Origin of the sequence: Paracraurococcus lichenis, assembly GCF_030657435.1 — a bacterium.
GTDB lineage: Bacteria > Pseudomonadota > Alphaproteobacteria > Acetobacterales > Acetobacteraceae > Paracraurococcus > Paracraurococcus lichenis.
This window is the reverse complement of sequence record NZ_JAUTWS010000045.1, coordinates 34528-50122: the sequence shown is the minus strand read 5'-3', so window position 1 is coordinate 50122 and position 15595 is coordinate 34528. Positions and strand designations below refer to the sequence as shown.

The 15595-nt window shown below is 70.9% G+C and carries 15 protein-coding genes; 6 read left to right on the top strand and 9 right to left on the bottom strand.

Translation table 11 applies throughout. The features are described 5' to 3' along the window. Positions 1-3 precede the first annotated feature (3 nt). The 9 genes from Q7A36_RS28645 to Q7A36_RS28605 form a co-directional block, all read right to left on the bottom strand. Positions 4-618 carry a YcbK family protein gene (locus tag Q7A36_RS28645; protein ID WP_305107200.1) on the bottom strand — a complete coding sequence of 205 codons (615 nt, stop codon included), beginning with the start codon at positions 616-618 and terminating at the stop codon, positions 4-6. 114 nt (positions 619-732) lie between these two features. After that, positions 733-1815: a UDP-glucuronic acid decarboxylase family protein gene (locus Q7A36_RS28640; RefSeq protein WP_305107199.1), complete on the bottom strand. Its 1083-nt coding sequence runs from the start codon at positions 1813-1815 to the stop codon at positions 733-735. Beyond that, on the bottom strand, positions 1812-2921 hold the full coding sequence (locus tag Q7A36_RS28635; RefSeq protein WP_305107198.1) for a CgeB family protein: 1110 nt from the start codon (positions 2919-2921) through the stop codon (positions 1812-1814). Before Q7A36_RS28635 ends, Q7A36_RS28640 begins: the two co-directional genes overlap by 4 nt. After that, entirely contained in the window at positions 2918-4012 is a 1095-nt protein-coding gene (locus tag Q7A36_RS28630; protein ID WP_305107197.1) for a CgeB family protein, read from the bottom strand. Before Q7A36_RS28630 ends, Q7A36_RS28635 begins: the two co-directional genes overlap by 4 nt. Then, a complete protein-coding gene (locus Q7A36_RS28625) occupies positions 4009-5115 on the bottom strand; it encodes a CgeB family protein (RefSeq protein ID WP_305107196.1) in 1107 nt (368 codons plus the stop codon). The genes Q7A36_RS28630 and Q7A36_RS28625 overlap by 4 nt, the downstream gene beginning before the upstream one ends. Next, a complete protein-coding gene (locus Q7A36_RS28620) occupies positions 5112-6236 on the bottom strand; it encodes a glycosyltransferase family 4 protein (protein WP_305107195.1) in 1125 nt (374 codons plus the stop codon). The genes Q7A36_RS28625 and Q7A36_RS28620 overlap by 4 nt, the downstream gene beginning before the upstream one ends. Further along, positions 6233-7522 (bottom strand): TIGR04295 family B12-binding domain-containing radical SAM protein, encoded by a 1290-nt coding sequence (locus tag Q7A36_RS28615; protein ID WP_305107194.1) that lies wholly within the window; start codon positions 7520-7522, stop codon positions 6233-6235. The genes Q7A36_RS28620 and Q7A36_RS28615 overlap by 4 nt, the downstream gene beginning before the upstream one ends. Next, positions 7519-8565 (bottom strand): NAD-dependent epimerase/dehydratase family protein, encoded by a 1047-nt coding sequence (locus Q7A36_RS28610; protein ID WP_305107193.1) that lies wholly within the window; start codon positions 8563-8565, stop codon positions 7519-7521. Before Q7A36_RS28610 ends, Q7A36_RS28615 begins: the two co-directional genes overlap by 4 nt. Then, positions 8562-9671, bottom strand: a complete 1110-nt coding sequence (locus Q7A36_RS28605; RefSeq protein WP_305107192.1) for an NAD-dependent epimerase/dehydratase family protein — start codon at positions 9669-9671, stop codon at positions 8562-8564. Before Q7A36_RS28605 ends, Q7A36_RS28610 begins: the two co-directional genes overlap by 4 nt. A 305-nt stretch (positions 9672-9976) precedes the next feature. On the opposite strand from Q7A36_RS28605, the gene Q7A36_RS28600 reads away from it, so the two are divergent. From Q7A36_RS28600 to Q7A36_RS28575, 6 genes are read left to right on the top strand one after another with little or no spacing between them, the layout of a single operon-like run. Further along, positions 9977-11050, top strand: a complete 1074-nt coding sequence (locus tag Q7A36_RS28600; RefSeq protein WP_305107191.1) for an inositol-3-phosphate synthase — start codon at positions 9977-9979, stop codon at positions 11048-11050. 4 nt (positions 11051-11054) lie between these two features. Beyond that, positions 11055-11654, top strand: a complete 600-nt coding sequence (locus tag Q7A36_RS28595) for a histidine phosphatase family protein (RefSeq protein ID WP_305107190.1) — start codon at positions 11055-11057, stop codon at positions 11652-11654. Beyond that, a complete protein-coding gene (locus tag Q7A36_RS28590; protein ID WP_305107189.1) occupies positions 11651-12415 on the top strand; it encodes a TIGR04290 family methyltransferase in 765 nt (254 codons plus the stop codon). The genes Q7A36_RS28595 and Q7A36_RS28590 overlap by 4 nt, the downstream gene beginning before the upstream one ends. Beyond that, positions 12412-13341, top strand: a complete 930-nt coding sequence (locus Q7A36_RS28585) for a glycoside hydrolase 5 family protein (protein ID WP_305107188.1) — start codon at positions 12412-12414, stop codon at positions 13339-13341. The genes Q7A36_RS28590 and Q7A36_RS28585 overlap by 4 nt, the downstream gene beginning before the upstream one ends. 34 nt (positions 13342-13375) lie before the next feature. After that, entirely contained in the window at positions 13376-14521 is a 1146-nt protein-coding gene (locus tag Q7A36_RS28580; protein WP_305107187.1) for a DNA topoisomerase IB, read from the top strand. Beyond that, a complete protein-coding gene (locus Q7A36_RS28575; protein ID WP_305107186.1) occupies positions 14521-15594 on the top strand; it encodes a CgeB family protein in 1074 nt (357 codons plus the stop codon). Before Q7A36_RS28580 ends, Q7A36_RS28575 begins: the two co-directional genes overlap by 1 nt. Position 15595 lies beyond the last annotated feature (1 nt).

Sequence of the window (15595 nt, the reverse complement as noted above, 5' to 3'; positions counted from 1 at the left end):
TGCTTAGGGCAGGCGCGTCTGCGCCCAGGCCTCGGCCATCTTCGCCAGGGGATCGACCGGCACCGGCTTGGCATGCGCCAGGGCGACGCCGTCCGGCAGATCGCCCCAGGCGCGCACCGGCCCGCTGTCGAGATGCACGAAGCTGCGCCGCGCATAGATCCCAACGCCGCCGCGGCCGAGTTTGAGCGCCTGTTCGCCGAAGCCCGCCACCTGCTCCGCCGGCAGCAGCACGTCCACTGCGCCCGCCCGCAGGTGCTGGCTGTCGCCGGCGCCATGCACGAAGCGGTTGGTCTCCGGCGTGCGATAGCCGGAGAGGATCGTCAGCGGACCGGCAAGGCGCGCGCGCCGCGCGACCTCCCACAGCACCTCGATCGCCATGGGATCGAAGGGCATCACCGCATGGGTGCGGCTATCCGCCAGCACCTGCGACAGGTCCGCCATGGCCGCAGGATCGGGCGCCCGGCCGTCATGCCAGGGGCCATCGAAGCGGTCGCCCGTCGCCAGGTGCCGCAGCGACAGGCGCCGCGCGACGGGGCCGACGCGCCGCGTCGCGGCCCAGGCGCCGTGAGGCCCGAGGGCGACCGCAGCGGCCGCAAGGAGGAAGGTCCGGCGTGTCATCGCTTCCCTGCTACGCAGCATCGGCAGCGGAGGAAACCCGCAACCGCATCCTGCGCACGCAGCCTTGACGAAACGGATCACGCGGCGCGAGCAGCATCCAGGCGCGATCAACGCTCAGTCGCTGCGCGCCCGCAGCGGCACGGGCTCCGGCCCCGGCAGGGCGCCGGCATTGCCCTTGGCGTAGCGCGGATGCGCGTCGTTCGCGGCGGCGCGCATGGCCATCGCCCAGTGGCGTTCCTGCATGAACCAGGCGATGGTGCTGCGCAGCCCGGCCTCCAGCCCGACGCGCGGCTGCCAGCCCAGCAACTCGCGCGCGACCGCGATGTCCGGCCGGCGCCGCCGCGGATCGTCCACCGGCAATGGCCGCCGGACGATGGCGGAGGTGGAGCCGGTCAGGGCGACCACGCGCTCGGCGAGTTCCGCGACCGTCAGCTCCTCCGGATTGCCGAGATTGACCGCGCCGCGCAGCGGCGCGTCCGACGCGGCCAGGCGGCACAGTCCCTCCACCAGATCGTCCACGTAGCAGAAGGAGCGCGTCTGGCTGCCGTCGCCGTAGATGGTGATGGGATCGCCAGCGAGAGCCTGGGTGACCGCGTTGGAGACGATGCGGCCGTCATCCGGCCGCATGCGCGGGCCATAGGTGTTGAAGATGCGCGCGACGCGCACCTGCGCCCGCCCGGCGCGGGCATAGTCGAAGGCCAGCGTCTCCGCCGCGCGCTTGCCCTCGTCGTAGCAGGCGCGCGGGCCGCAGGGGTTCACGTTGCCCCAGTAGCTCTCGGCCTGCGGATGCACCTCCGGGTCGCCATAGACCTCGCTGGTCGAGGCCAGCAGGAAGCCGGCCCCGGCCCGCTCGGCAAGCTGCAGCAGGTTGCGGGTGCCGAGCACGCAGGTCAGCAGCGTGTGTTCGGGATCCGCCTGGTAATGCGGCGGGGAGGCCGCGCAGGCCAGATTGAACACGGCATCCACCCGCGTCCCGCCGCGCAGGATCTGCCCCGGCCGGAACTCGATGACATCGGCCTCCAGCAGGTCGAAGCGAGGCTCATGCTCCAGATGGAGGATGTTTTGCTTTCGCCCGGTGCGGAAGCTGTCCACGCAAATGACATCCCAGGACCTGCCCAGCAGCGCATCGCAGAGATGCGAGCCGAGGAATCCCGCGCCGCCGGCGACGACAGCGACCTTTCGCCTGCCCCTGGTCACGTGGCCGCCTGCTCCCTTGCAAGATGATCGTGGCGGCGCAGGGCCGCACGCAGATGACCTTCCAGCTCCGCCGCGCGATGCGCCGCCGTATGGGCGCCGAGCACGCGTTGCCGGAAGGCCGCGGCGAGCCGGTCCCGCGCCGGCTCCGCCGTGCCGAGCAGGATGTCGAGCACCTGCCCCGGCCGCGTGGCAAGGAGGATCTCCTCGCCCGGCCGGAACAAGGCCTCGATCCCGTCCCAGGTATCGGAAATGACAGGGGTTCCGCAGGCCCCTGCCTCGAAGAGACGGACGCTCGGACTGTGTCCGGCCTGCACCATGTCCTGCCGCGTGACGTTCAGGGTGAAGCGGCTGGCGGTGTAGAAGGCGGGGTGGTCGGCGGGCGCGACATGCTCCAGCCGCTCGACATTCGCCGGCCAGTCGATGCCGGCCGGATACTGCGCGCCGGCGACGACGAAGCGAAGCTGCGGCGCCCGACGCGCGGGCTCGAGCAGCAGCGCCTCGAGCATCGGCTGGCGGTCGTCGCTGTAGGTGCCGAGGTAGCTCAGGTCCCAGCGCCGCGGCCCGCCGAGCGGCTGGTAGACGGCAGGATCGACCGAGCAATGCAGCACGCGCGCCGCCGGGGCGCCGTACTCGCGCTCGAGCCGGCGCAGCGTCGGCCCGCCGGTGAAGGAGAGATAGAGGTCGAACTGCGGCACCTGCCGCGCGGCGATGTACTCCTCGTCGTCGCGCGCGAGCTTCGCCAGGGTCACCGGCGTATCGATGTCGTAGAAGGCGGTGGCGCCGCGCGCGATCCGCTGCACTAGGTCGCCGACGGCGACACCCTGCGGGACATAGGAGCCGAGGACCACCGCATCGGCCGCGGCGATGTCGTCCTGCCAGCGCCGCAGGTCATCGAGATCGCGATACAGCACGAGTTCGCAATAGTCCGGCGACGCCAGGTCGCGCTGGCTGGCATACCAGGGCACGTCGCGTTCGAGGAACAGCACGCGATGCCCGCGCGCGGCGAAGGCCTTGAGCAGAGCGCGGTAGGTGGTGGCGTGGCCATTGCCCCAGGCGGAGGACAGGCTGAGCCCGAGGACGACGAGGCGCAGGGGCCGGTCGCTCATGCCGCCTGGCCTGCGCGGCGCCGCGCCGCGACCTCACGCAGCAGCGCGTCCACCTGCGCGCCGCGGCGGGCGTAGGTGTGCTGCGCCATGATCCTGGCGCGCGCCGCCTCGCCGATGGCGCGCGCGCGACCGGGCGTGAGCGCGGCGAGATGGGCGGCCACCTCCGCACCATCGCGCGCGACCAGCACCTCCTCTCCGTCCCGCAGGAAGAGCTCCAGCCCGACCCAGGCATCGGTGATGAGGCAGGCCCCGGCCCCCGCGGCCTCGAAGACCCGGGTCGCCGGCGAGTAGCCGACCTGCGCCATGCTGTCCCGCGCGATGTTCAGCACCGCCAGCGGCGTTGCGTTGAAGGCATTGTGCTCGCGCGTATAGACATGCCCGATATGGCGGACATTCGGCGGCATCGGCTTGTCGTGCCAGCCATTGCCGCCGATCAGGAAACGCCTGTCCGGCAGCAGCGCGGCCGGGCGCAGGAAGAACTCCTCCACCCGCGCCTCCCGGTCCGGCAGGCGATTGCCGAGGAAGGCGAGGTCCGATGCGAAGCGCTCCTCCGCCGCGACCGGATGATGGGTGGCGGGGTCGAGCGCGTTGTAGACCGGCACGCAGCGGCGCGCCCCGAAGCCCTCATAGGCCTGCACGACGGGCGGGCCGCCGCCATAGGTGAGGACGAGGTCGAGGCCGGGCAGCGCGCGCCGCAGCGGGTGGTCCGGCGCGGCGGCGATTTCCGCGAGCGTCGCCGGCGCATCCACGTCCCAGAAGATGCGGATCGCCTCCGGCCGCGCGGCCGCCATGACGCCCTGCAGCAGCTCGGTGTCGAAGACGCCGACGCCGCTCGCCTTCACCACGACATCCGCCCGCGCGGCCTCGGCGATCACCTCCCGCAGCGCGGCCTCGGTCGCCGGATAGACCCGGACCTCGGCCCAGTCCGGCGGGGCGATGTCGCGGTGCTGCTGGCGGTCGAAGGCATCGGGCTCGTAGAAGGTGGTCCGGTAGCCGTGCCGATGCAGCTCCTGGATCAGGCCGCGATAATAGGTGGCCGCGCCGTTCCAGTAGGAGGAAAGCAGGCTCGAGCCGTAGAACGCGATCCTCATGCCACGGCCTCCGTCGGCGCGCGCAGCCGGGCGACGATGCCCAGCAATTCCTCCACCCGATGCGCGCAGGTATGGCGGGCGCGGATGCTCTCGAGGCCATACGCGACCAGGCTGGCGCGCAGCCCGGCATCCTCCTGCACGGCGCGCAGATACCGCGTCATCTCCGCCCCGTCGCGTGCGACCAGGTAGTCCTGGCCGGGCCGGAACAGCCCTTCCGCATCCCGCCAGGGCGAGCAGAGCAGCGGAATGCCGCAGGCCAGCGCCTCGAAGACCCGGATGGTCGGAATGCCCGGCAGGAGGTCGAGGTAGAAGCGTCGCGGGACATGCACCGTGGCGAGATGCCGCGCGAAGACCTCCGGCGCCCGGGCATTCGGCAACCAGCCGCGGTAGCGCGCGCCATGCGCCGCGAGCATCCGCAATGCGTGGTCGGGGTAGCGCACGCCATGGATGTCGAGCCGCAGGCCGGCCTCCTCGGCCGGTTGCAGCAGGAAGCGCTCCAGTTCCTCGCTCCGCTCCTCGTCGCCCCAATTGCCGATCCAGACCAGACCGTCGCGTGCAACTTCCGTCGTCGGCGGGTGAAACAGGCGCGTATCCGCCGCCTCGTGCCAGGTGAAGACGCGGCCGCCCCAGCCCCAGCGACGATAGACCGCGGAAAGCGCCTCGCCGAAGGCGAGCACGCCATCATAGCCCTCGAGGTCGAAGCGCCGGATCGCCTCCGGGTCGCTGACGGCGCGATGGTGCGTGTCGTGAAACAGCAGCGTGAAGCGCGCGCCGAGGCGGCGCAGGCGACCGACCGCCGCGACGATGGCCGGCTCGTTCCATTCGTGGACGATGATGAGGTCGGCGCCGTCCAGCGCGGCCTCGATATCGCCGGCATTGCGGTAGCGCCGCGGCTGCAACTGCGGATAGGCTGCGCGGAAGGCGTCCAGCCCGGCCTCGCCATGGTCACGCAGCAGGTTGTCGCGGCTCCAGGATTCGACGGGTTCCAGCGCAAGGACGTCATGCCCGCGCTCCTGCATCTCCGCCAGCACGCCACGCAGGAAATGCGCGTTACCGTGGTTCCAGCAGGACTCGAGCGAATGCGTCAGATAGGCGAGCCTCACGCGGCGGCGTCCCTTCCCGTCTGATGGTGAGCCCCCTGGAGGAGCCGGCGATAGGCCGCGAGCATCGCCTGCGCCTGCGCCTCCGGACCGTAGTGGCGCGCCCGTTCCCCGGCCGCAACGCCAAGCGCGCGGCGCCGTTCCCCGTCCATGGCGAGACGATGGATCGCATCCGCGAAAGCCGGTGCATCGCCCGGCGGCACGAAGACCGCCGCATCGGCCCACAACTCGCGGAACACCGGCGTGTCCGCCAGCACCAGCGCGCATCCGGCCTGCGCGGCCTCGAGCACGGTCAGGCCGAAGGGCTCGTAGCGCGCGGCGGAGGCGAAGATCGGCCGCGCGGCGAGCCATGCCGCGACTTCCATAGTGGAAAGGCGGCCGAGCCGACGCAGATGCGCGAATGCCGCCTGCGCGCCATGCGGCCCTTCCAGGGGTCCAGCCGCCATGAGCGGGAAGGGCAGAAGCGCGGCCGCGCGGTCGAGCGTCGCGGCATCCTTGCCTTCGTCCCACAGGCGACCGGCGGTGAAGGCGAAGGGTTGCGCGGCATCCATGGCAGATGCCACGGCCGGCTGCCGCGCATTCGGCACCACGATCGGTGCCGCGGGCAGGCGATAGGCTGCCCGCGTCGCGGCCGCGAAGGCAGCGCTCGGCGCCACCAGCAGGTCGGCCGCGCGATAGCCGCGCGCCGTCAGCTCCGCGCGCCAACGGAAATCCGCCGGCATCTCGCTGCCGCGCACCGCCTGCCACCAGGTCGCCAGGCAGGAATGGCAGGCCACCAGAACCGGCACGGGAAAACCTGCGGCGGCGGCCGGCCCCGGCGCGTTCAGGTGGACGAGATCGGCGCCGGTCTGCTGCGCGAGCCGGGCGAGCGCCTGGCCGGAGCCCAGCACCTCCGCCGCGGAGCCGGCCAGCCATTCCAGCGGCAGATCCGTCTCAAGCAGACGCAGGCCGGGCACGCGCTGCGCCGCTGCGCGCTGGTCGGGCGCGGGTCGTGGCCCCATCACCGCCAGCACCGTCTCCACGCCGTGCGGCGCGAGGGCACCCGCGAGGTCCAGCGCATAGGTCCAGACCCCGCCCACCGCATCCGCCGTCATCAGCAGCCGCAGGCGTCGCGCGTCGCTCATCGGCAACACGCCGCTTCGAGCTCGGCCAGCGGCAATACCTGCTCCTCCTGGATGTCGCTCAGCCGCGCGAACTGGCCGAGGTAATGCGCATGCGCGCGCTCCCAGGCCAGATCGTCCGGCGGGCCCCAGAGCCGCAGGTAATCGGGCGAGCTCGGATAGGGATAGAGCGGCACCGGGTCGTTGGCCCAGACGCCACCGCGCTGCAGGTCCTCGCGCCAGGCCGCGACCATGGCCGGATCGTCCCCCGCCGTCTTGATCAGGTTCGCCTGCACGAAGGGCACCCGCCGCTTCGCATAGAGCAGGCGCTCGGACAGTTCCTCCGTCGTCATGCGGCAGTTCTTGTCGAGGGCGGCGCGCCCTTCCGGCGTCAGGCTCTCCACCCCGGCCTCGATGGAGACGCAGCCGGCGCGGCCGAGCAGGTCGAGCATCTCCGGCTTCCACAGGTCGATGCGCGTCTGGATGCCGAATTGCAGGCCGCGCCCCACCAGCGCCTCCAGCAGCGGCCGCTGCGGCAGGAAGATCTCATCGATGAAGTAGAGATAGCCGACGCCCTGCGCGGCGAGGCCGTCGATCTCCTCCAGCAGCGGGCCGAGCACGCGCCGGCGATAGGCGTCGCGGAAATCGAGCTTGGCGCAGAAGGAACAGGTATAGGGACAGCCGCGGGAGGCCTCGACCTCCGCGCCTGGCACCGTCGGCTCGCAATCGAAGCGATGATGATGATGCCGGTGGCGGCGGACCCAGTCATCGGGCCAGTGCAGCGCCGGCAGGTCCGTGAACTTGCCGGCATGCGGGCCGCCCGTTGTCCGCATGCGCCCGGACTCCTGCCAGGCGATGGACGGCACATCGGCGAGGTCGCGCGCCTCCGCGAGGCGCAGGATGATCTCCTCGCATTCGCCGCGCACCACGACATCCACGTCGAGCTTCCGCAGCGCCGCGCCGGGCGTCGCGGAGCCATGCGGGCCGACCGCGACGGTGCGCCCGCCGCGGCCGCCGAGCGCCAGCAGGAACGCCCGCGGCACGCGCAATTCCGGTGGTGCGCAGCGCCAGAACAGGTAGCTCGGCGCCGTCGTCACCACGGTCATGTCCGGGGTGAAGGCCGCGACCTGTGCAACCGCCTCGGCCTCCGTCAGGCCACAGAGATGCGCGTCGAGCAGCAGGACCTCATGTCCCGCCGCCTCTAGCAGGCTCTTCGCATAGCCGAGTTCCAGCGGCAGGTGCGGCGCGCGGCAGCCGAAGTAGATGCTGCCATCGAAACGCCAGGGCGGATTGACCAGCGCGACCCTCACGGCAGAGCCTCCGCCGGCGCATGCTCATTGCGCAGCCAGGATGCCAGCGCGCGCAGGCCCTCCCGCCAGGGCCGCGGCGCGGCGAGCCCCAGCCTGTCCCGCGCGCGCCGCGTGTCGGAGACATAATAGCGCTGGTCGCCCGACCGCCAGGGTCCGTAATGCAGGTCGACGGGACGGCCGAGCAGCACTTCGATCTCCTGGATCACCTGGCGAAGGCTGACCGCATTCGCCGGCCCACCGCCAAGATTGAAGGCCGTGCCGCTGACGGTGCCGATCCGCCGCCGGGCCGCCAGATAGGCATCCACCACGTCGTCCACATACAGGATGTCACGGACCTGGCAGCCATCGCCGAACAGGCTGATCGCCTCGCCGGCGAGGGCCCGGATCAGGAAATGCGCGACCCAGCCCTGGTCCTCCGTGCCGCGCTGATGCGGGCCGTAGATGCAGCTCATCCGGAACACCGCCGTGGGCAGGCCGAAGCTGCGCGCATAGTCCAGGACATACTGGTCCGCCGCACCTTTGGAGCAGCCATAGGGCGTATGGAAGTCGAGCGGCCGGTCCTCGCCGATGCCCCGCGCGCGGATGTCGTCGCGCACCGGGACGTAGGCGTCGTCCCGTAGATCCAGCGCGAGGTCGGACAGGTCGCCATAGACCTTGTTCGTGCTGGCGAAGATCACCGGGAGCGGACGGGCCTGGCGACGGACGAGCTCCAGAAGCCCGACCGTCCCCCGCAGGTTGGTGGCGAAATCCCCGGCCGGATCCGTCAGGCTGGTCGTCACCGCGACCTGCGCGGCCAGATGGAAGACGGCGCCCGCCTCGCGGACCGTGCGGCCAAGCTCTGCGGCATCACCGATGTCGGCGACGACTGGCACGATCCGCCGCGGATGCCGCCGCTGCAACCACGCCAGATTCCGCTCGACGCCCGGACGCAGCAGAGAATCGTAGACCAGCACCGTCTCGCCATCCGCCGCGAGCCGGTCCGCGAGATTCGAGCCGATGAAGCCGGCACCGCCGGTGACCAGGACGGGACGCTGCTCCGTCACGCCACCAGCCCTCGCGCTTCGAGTTCCTGCCGCGCCTGATGCACGCGGTCCTCCGCCTCCTGCCGCGCCACCCATTCGGCCAGTTCGGCAAGGCCCTCCACGAAATCCCGGCGCGGCGCGAAGCCCAGTTCCTGCCGCGCCAGGGCGATGTCCGGAATGCAGTGGCGGATATCGCCCGCGCGCATCTTCCCAGTGATCTCCGGGCCGATCTCGGGCCGCCCCATCGCGCCGGCCAGGAGTTCGGCGACCTGCTGCACCGTGCGGTCCTCCCCGCTGCCGATGTTGAAGACGCGGCCGGCCGCGCGCGGATGCTCCAGTGCCAGGAGAAAGGCATCTGCCACATCGGCGACATGCACGAAATCGCGCCGCTGCAGGCCATCCTCGAAGATCATCGGCGGCTGTCGGTTGTGCAGGCGCGAGGCGAATATCGCCAGCACGCCGGTGTAGGGGTTCGACAGCGCCTGCCCCGGCCCGTAGACGTTCCAGAGGCGCAAGGCGACGCCCTCCATGCCATAGGCCGGCGCGAGCGTCAGCGTGAGTCGCTCCTGAACATATTTCGTGATCGCGTAGACGGATGCGAGCGCAGCACGCTTCGCCTCGGGCGTCGGAACAGGCGAGAGAGGCCGGCCCGCGTCGTCCAGCGGGTCCCAGGGCTCCGCCGCCGAGCCGCGGGGGCGGCGAACCACTTCCTCGAACAGGCTCCCGTCCACGCCGCGATACAGCCCCTCGCCATAGATGCTCATGGAAGAGGCGACGAGGATGCGGCGCACCGGCCGGTCGATCAACTGCTGAAAGAGCACAGCCGTCCCGTGATCGTTCACCGAGACATAGCGGTCAACGGCGTACATGCTCTGTCCGACGCCGACCTCCGCCGCGAGGTGGACGACGCTGCCGACACCGTGCAGCGCCACCCGCAGCCTGTCCGTGTCGCGCACATCGCCGTGCAGAAACTCCACCTCCGGCTCCAGGGCCGGACGGCCGCGCGCATGCACCTGCTCGATCAGGCTGTCGAGGATCCGGACGCGGTATCCCCGCGCGAGCAGCAGCCGTGTCAGGTGCCTTCCGATGAACCCCGCGCCGCCAGTGACCAGGACAAGTTCCGACACCAGGGCGCCTCCTGTGGTAAAGCCGAGCCATCCAGGTCCCTAGAGACCGCGATGCTTGCCGAGTTCCCCGCCGCGCCCCGCATCGGTGGCGATGGTCCGCCACCTGCGGCCCGCAAGCTACAAAGGCTCTCGGTTCGGTGCGAACGCAAGCTGAGCCGATGCGTAGCCGGCGCGGAACCGGTGCTCACCTGTATTTGTCGAAAAGGCAGTTCATCCGGACGCCGCCCCGCGCGCCGCTTCGCGTTCCGCCAGAACCCATGTTCCCGGACGCGGAGAGCAGGGGCCGGATGCAGGGGAGACAGGCCTTGGGTTCCAGACGCTTGCGGGTCGGCCTCGTCGGCATCGGCAACTGCGCATCCTCCTTCGTGCAGGGGCTCGGCTATTACCGCGATGCGCAGGGCGATGTACCCGGCCTGATGCATGCGGAGCTCGGCGGCTACCGCATCTCGGACATCGAGGTGAGTGCCGCCTTCGACGTCAGCGCCGAGAAGGTCGGGCGCGACCTGGCCGAGGCGATCCACGCCGCGCCGAACAACACCATGCGGTTCGCGACGGTGCCGCCGTCCGGCGTGACCGTGGTACGCGGCCCGACCCTGGACGGCATCGGCCGCTACCTGAAGGACGAGCTGCGCGAATCCGACGCGCCGCCGGTCGATGTCGCGCAGGTCCTCCGGCGCACGGGAACCGAGGTGCTCGTGTGCTACCTGCCGGTCGGGTCGCAACGCGCCGTGGAATGGTATGCCGAGCAGGCGCTCGAGGCCGGATGCGCCTTCGTCAATTGCATCCCGGTCTTCATCGCCTCCGACCGCTCCTGGCAGGAACGCTTCGCGGCACGACGCCTGCCGCTGATCGGCGACGATATCAAGAGCCAGGTCGGCGCCACCATCGTCCACCGCGTGCTCACCAGCCTGTTCCGCGACCGCGGCGTGTCCCTGGACCGCACCTACCAGCTCAATTTCGGCGGCAATGCCGACTTCCTGAACATGCTGGAGCGCGAGCGGCTGCAGTCGAAGAAGATCTCCAAGACGCAGGCCGTCACCAGCCAGATGGCATCCGCCCCCTCCCCCGGCGATGTGCATGTCGGGCCGAGCGATTTCGTGTCCTGGCTCGGCGACCGCAAGTTCGCGCATATCCGCATGGAGGGGACGGGCTTCGGCGGCGTGCCGCTGAACCTGGAGCTGAAGCTCGAGGTCTGGGATTCGCCGAACTCGGCCGGCGTCGTCGTGGACGCTGTGCGCTGCGCCAAGCTGGCGATGGACCGCGGCATCGGCGGCGTGCTGAAGGCGCCGAGCAGCTATTTCATGAAGTCGCCGCCCGAGCAGTACACGGATGCCGAGGCGCGCGCGCGCCTGCTGCGCTTCATCGCCGGCGAGGCATGACCGCATGGCGGCGAGCATCCTGCTGGTGCGGCATGCGACCCACCCGCTGGTCGGCAAGGTGCTGTGCGGCCGAGCACCGGGCGTGTCGCTCGGTGCAGCGGGCCGGGACCAGGCCGCGCGGCTGGGCGCCGCCCTCGCCGGCCGGCATCCCGCGGCGATCTGCACCAGCCCGGTCGAGCGTGCCCGGGACACCGCCGATGCCATCGCCGCAGCCTGCCGGGTGCCGGCCAGTCTCGACGATGCGCTGGACGAGATCGACTTCGGCGACTGGACCGGCCAGTCCTTCGACCGGCTGGCGGGCGATCCGGCCTGGGCGCGGTGGAATGCGGCACGCGGCGAGGCCTGCCCGCCCGGCGGCGAATCGATGCACCAAGCCCAGGCGCGCGCGGTCGCCGGCATCCAGCGGCTCCGCACCGCGCATCCGGACGGCACGGTGGTCGCGGTCAGCCATGCCGATGTCATCAAGGCGGTGCTGATGTGGTGCCTGGGCCTGCCGCTCGACCGCTACCACGCCTTCGACATCGACCCGGCCTCCGTCAGCACCCTTCTCCTCTGGGACGGTGGGGGAAAGGTCGTCCGCATGAACGAGGGGATCGCGGCATGACGCAAGGCATCGAGACCGAGGAGATCCGCCGGCGCGCGGCGTCGCTCGGCGAGTGGTTCCACAACATCGACCTCGGCGGCGTGCGGACCGCGCCGAACCACTTCCTCGGCGACTATCCGGCGGTGAAGTGGCGGCAATTCGCGCATGTCATCCCGCCGGACCTCGCCGGACGCAGCGTGCTCGACATCGGTTGCAACGGCGGCTTCTACTCGATCGAGATGAAGCGGCGCGGCGCCGCGCGGGTGCTGGGGATCGATTCGGACGAGGACTATCTCGCGCAGGCTCGCTTCGCGGCCGAGGTGACAGGCCAGGATATCGAGTTCCGCTGCCTCTCGGTCTACGACCTCGGCGCGATCGGGGAACGCTTCGACATCGTCCTCTTCATGGGCGTGCTCTATCACCTGCGCCACCCGCTGCTGGCGCTGGACCTGATCCACGAGCACGTGGCGAAGGACCTGCTGGTCTTCCAGTCCATGCAGCGCGGTGCGGCCAGCGTGCTACCGGTGCGCGAGGACTACGATTTCTGGGAGCAGGAGCAGTTCGACGATCCCGGCTGGCCGAAGCTGCACTTCATTGAGCGCCGCTACTCCCATGACGAGACCAACTGGTGGGTGCCGAACCGCGCCTGCACGGAGGCGATGCTGCGCAGCGCCGGCTTCGCCATCGAGGCGCATCCCGAACAGGAAGTCTATCTCTGCCGCCGCGTAGAGGCGCCGCCGGGCGCCGCCGCGGCCTATCCCGTGAGGGGACGCACCGCATGATCGAAGCGGCGATGATCTGGAACGAGCCGAACAACAAGTCGCACTGGGATCCCGAAGTGGATCCGGGCTGGGAGCGTTTCGCCGAGATGGCGACCCTCGCCGGCCGCGCCATCCGCGAGGCGCACCCGACCCTGCCGCGCGTGCTCGGCGGCATCTCCCCGATCGACCCCGGCTTCATCCGGCTGCTCGGCGCCAAGGGCGTGCTGGACCAGTTGGACGCGGTCGCGGTGCATGGCTTCCCGCTGGACTGGAACCTCTGGCAGATCGGCGAATGGCCGGCCAAGATTGCGGAGATCCGTGCCGTCACCTCGCATCCCGTCTGGGTCTCGGAGGTCGGCGTCTCCTCCTTCGGGGCGGAGGAGGTGCAGGCCTGGGGGCTCGACCGCACCGCCGAGCTGCTGATCGGCCAGGCGCCGCGCATCCACTGGTACAGCCTCTATGACCTGCCCCGCGCCTGGGAGGCGACGACGCGCCACAGGGAAGCGGAGGGCAGTTCCTACTATCGCCATTTCTACATGGGGCTGCTGCGGGAGGATGGCTCGCCCAAGCCGTCGCTCGAGCGCTTCGCGCGGCACGCGCCGGCAATGGGTCTCTGCCAGTGGTTCCATTTCGAGGACCACCGGCTGGACGAGGCGGTCGCCTGGATGCGGCGCCTCGGCGTGCGATACCTGCGCACCGGCCTGTCCTGGGCCGATAGCTTCCGGCCCAATGCGCTCGACTGGTTCGACCGGCAGATGCAGGCGCTGGCTGAGTTCGACGTCACCGTCACCTTCTGCTTCACGCCGGAGCATCGCGGGATCGCGCCGCACCACACCAGCGCGCCACTCGTGCCGCAGGAGTTCGCCGAGTTCTGCGCGCAGATGATCCGGCGCTATGCGCGTCCGGGTGTCGATGCCGCCGGAACCGCGCCGGTCGGGGCGGGTTGATGCGCCACCCCAGAGCCATAGGCGTGCAGTCCCCATGCCGTCCGACACCCAGCCGAGTTCCATCCAGGAAGCCCGCGAGGCCGCCAGGGCTGCCTCGCTCCGCTATGTCTCGGACGAGGGGCCGGGCATCTCGCGCCGCAAGGCCGGCCGGCACTTCTCCTACAGGCTGCCGAAGGGCGGCCCGATGAAGGACCCGGCGACGCTCCGCCGCATCAAAGCGCTGGCCATCCCGCCGGCCTGGACCCAGGTCTGGATCTGCTCGTATGACAACGGCCACATCCAGGCGACCGGCCGCGACGAGAAGGGTCGCAAGCAGTACCGCTACCACCCGCGCTGGCGGGAGACGCGCGACGCCGCGAAATTCGGCCACATGGTCGAGTTCGCCCGCGCCCTGCCGCGCATCCGGGCGCAGGTGGAGGAGCATCTGCGCCTGCCGGGCCTGCCGCGGGACAAGGTGCTGGCGACTGTCGTCCGGCTGCTCGAGACCACGCTCATCCGCGTCGGCAACGACGACTACGCCAAGCAGAACGGCAGCTACGGCCTGACCACGCTCCGCAACAGGCATGTGGCGGTGGAGGGCTCGAAGCTCCGCTTCCGCTTCAAGGGCAAGAGCGGTAAGGACTGGCAATTGCAGGTCTCAGACCGCCGCATCGCCCGCATCCTGCGGGAGTGCCAGGACCTGCCGGGGCAGGAGCTGTTCCAGTACGTGGACGATGACGGCACGTTGCGCAGCATCGATTCGGGCGACGTCAACGACTACCTGCGCGAGATCGCCGGGGAGGACGTGACGGCCAAGGATTTCCGCACCTGGGCCGGCACGGTGCTGGCAGCGCTCGCGCTCCATGAGTTCGAGCGCTTCGACACCCAGGCCGCGGCCAAGCGCAACGTCAAGCAGGCGATCGAGCAGGTGGCCTCCCGCCTCGGCAACACGCCCACCATCTGCCGCAAGTGCTACGTGCATCCGGGCGTGCTCGACCTCTACATGGATGGCGGCCTGGCGCTGCACGTGAAGGAGGAGGCCGAGGCAGCGCTGCTGGACCAGGCCGCCGGGCTGAAGCCGGAGGAGGCCGCGGTGCTCGGCCTGCTGATCGGCCGCCTGGCGCGCGACGAGAAGGTCGAGGAGCAGCGGATCGTGCGGGCGTCGCCGCGCGCGCTGCAACAGGCGGGGGCGCCGCCCTGATGCGCATCCTGGTCTTCGGGCTGACCATCACCTCCTCCTGGGGCAATGGCCATGCGACGCTCTGGCGGGCGCTGTGCCGCGCCCTGGTGCGCCGCGGCCACCACGTGACCTTCTACGAGCGCGACGTGGACTACTACGCCTCGACGCGCGACCTGCAGCCTATGCCGGGCGTCGAGCCGATGCTCTACCGGGACTGGGCCGAGATCCGACCGCAGGCGGAACGCGCGCTGCGCGGCGCCGACCTCGCCATGGTCACCTCCTATTGCCCGGACGGCATCGCCGCCTCGGCCCTGGTGCTGGAGAGCGGCGCCCGGCTGCGCGCCTTCTACGACCTCGACACGCCCGTCACGCTGGACCGCCTCGCCGCCGGCGAGCGCCCCGCCTATCTCCCGCCGGATGGCCTCGGCGGCTTCGACATCGTGCTCAGCTACACCGGCGGCGAAGCGCTGACGCGCCTGCGGACCGAACTCGGCGCGCGCCGCGTCGCGCCGCTCTATGGCAGCGTGGACCCGGAGGCGCACCATCCGGTCGCGCCCGATCCGCGGCTGCAGGCCGACCTCTCCTATCTCGGCACCTATGCCGCGGACCGGCAGCCGGCCCTTGAGCGGCTCTTCGTCGCGCCGGCGCGGCGCCTGCCGGCGCGGCGCTTCGTCATCGGCGGCGCTCTCTATCCGCAGGACTTCCCCTGGGCCGACAACATCTGGTTCGTGCGGCACATGCCGCCGCCGGACCACCCGGCCTTCTTCTCCTCCTCGCGCCTCACACTCAACGTCACGCGGCGGGCCATGGCTGACATGGGCTGGTGCCCCTCCGGCAGGCTGTTCGAGGCCGCGGCCTGCGGCGCCGCGATCCTGACCGATACCTGGCCCGGCCTGTCCGACTTCTACGCGCCCGGGCGCGAGCTGCTGGCCGCGGAGACGACGGAGGAGGCCATCGCCGCCATCGGCCTCTCGGATGCCGAATTGCGGCGCATCGCGCAGGCCGCACGCGAGCGGACGCTGGCGGAGCACACGGCCGACCATCGGGCCTTGGCATTGGAGGCCGCGCTGGCGGCCGCGACGACAGGAGGCTGAG

What these genes read in the sequence shown, in the direction of transcription:
- Q7A36_RS28645 (WP_305107200.1), bottom strand. Translation starts at nt 618, where the DNA reads ATGACACGCCGGACCTTCCTCCTTGCGGCCGCTGCGGTCGCCCTCGGG.
- Q7A36_RS28635 (WP_305107198.1), bottom strand. Translation starts at nt 2,921, where the DNA reads ATGAGCGACCGGCCCCTGCGCCTCGTCGTCCTCGGGCTCAGCCTGTCC.
- Q7A36_RS28630 (WP_305107197.1), bottom strand. Translation starts at nt 4,012, where the DNA reads ATGAGGATCGCGTTCTACGGCTCGAGCCTGCTTTCCTCCTACTGGAAC.
- Q7A36_RS28620 (WP_305107195.1), bottom strand. Translation starts at nt 6,236, where the DNA reads ATGAGCGACGCGCGACGCCTGCGGCTGCTGATGACGGCGGATGCGGTG.
- Q7A36_RS28595 (WP_305107190.1), top strand. Translation starts at nt 11,055, where the DNA reads ATGGCGGCGAGCATCCTGCTGGTGCGGCATGCGACCCACCCGCTGGTC.
- Q7A36_RS28590 (WP_305107189.1), top strand. Translation starts at nt 11,651, where the DNA reads ATGACGCAAGGCATCGAGACCGAGGAGATCCGCCGGCGCGCGGCGTCG.
- Q7A36_RS28585 (WP_305107188.1), top strand. Translation starts at nt 12,412, where the DNA reads ATGATCGAAGCGGCGATGATCTGGAACGAGCCGAACAACAAGTCGCAC.
- Q7A36_RS28580 (WP_305107187.1), top strand. Translation starts at nt 13,376, where the DNA reads ATGCCGTCCGACACCCAGCCGAGTTCCATCCAGGAAGCCCGCGAGGCC.
- Q7A36_RS28575 (WP_305107186.1), top strand. Translation starts at nt 14,521, where the DNA reads ATGCGCATCCTGGTCTTCGGGCTGACCATCACCTCCTCCTGGGGCAAT.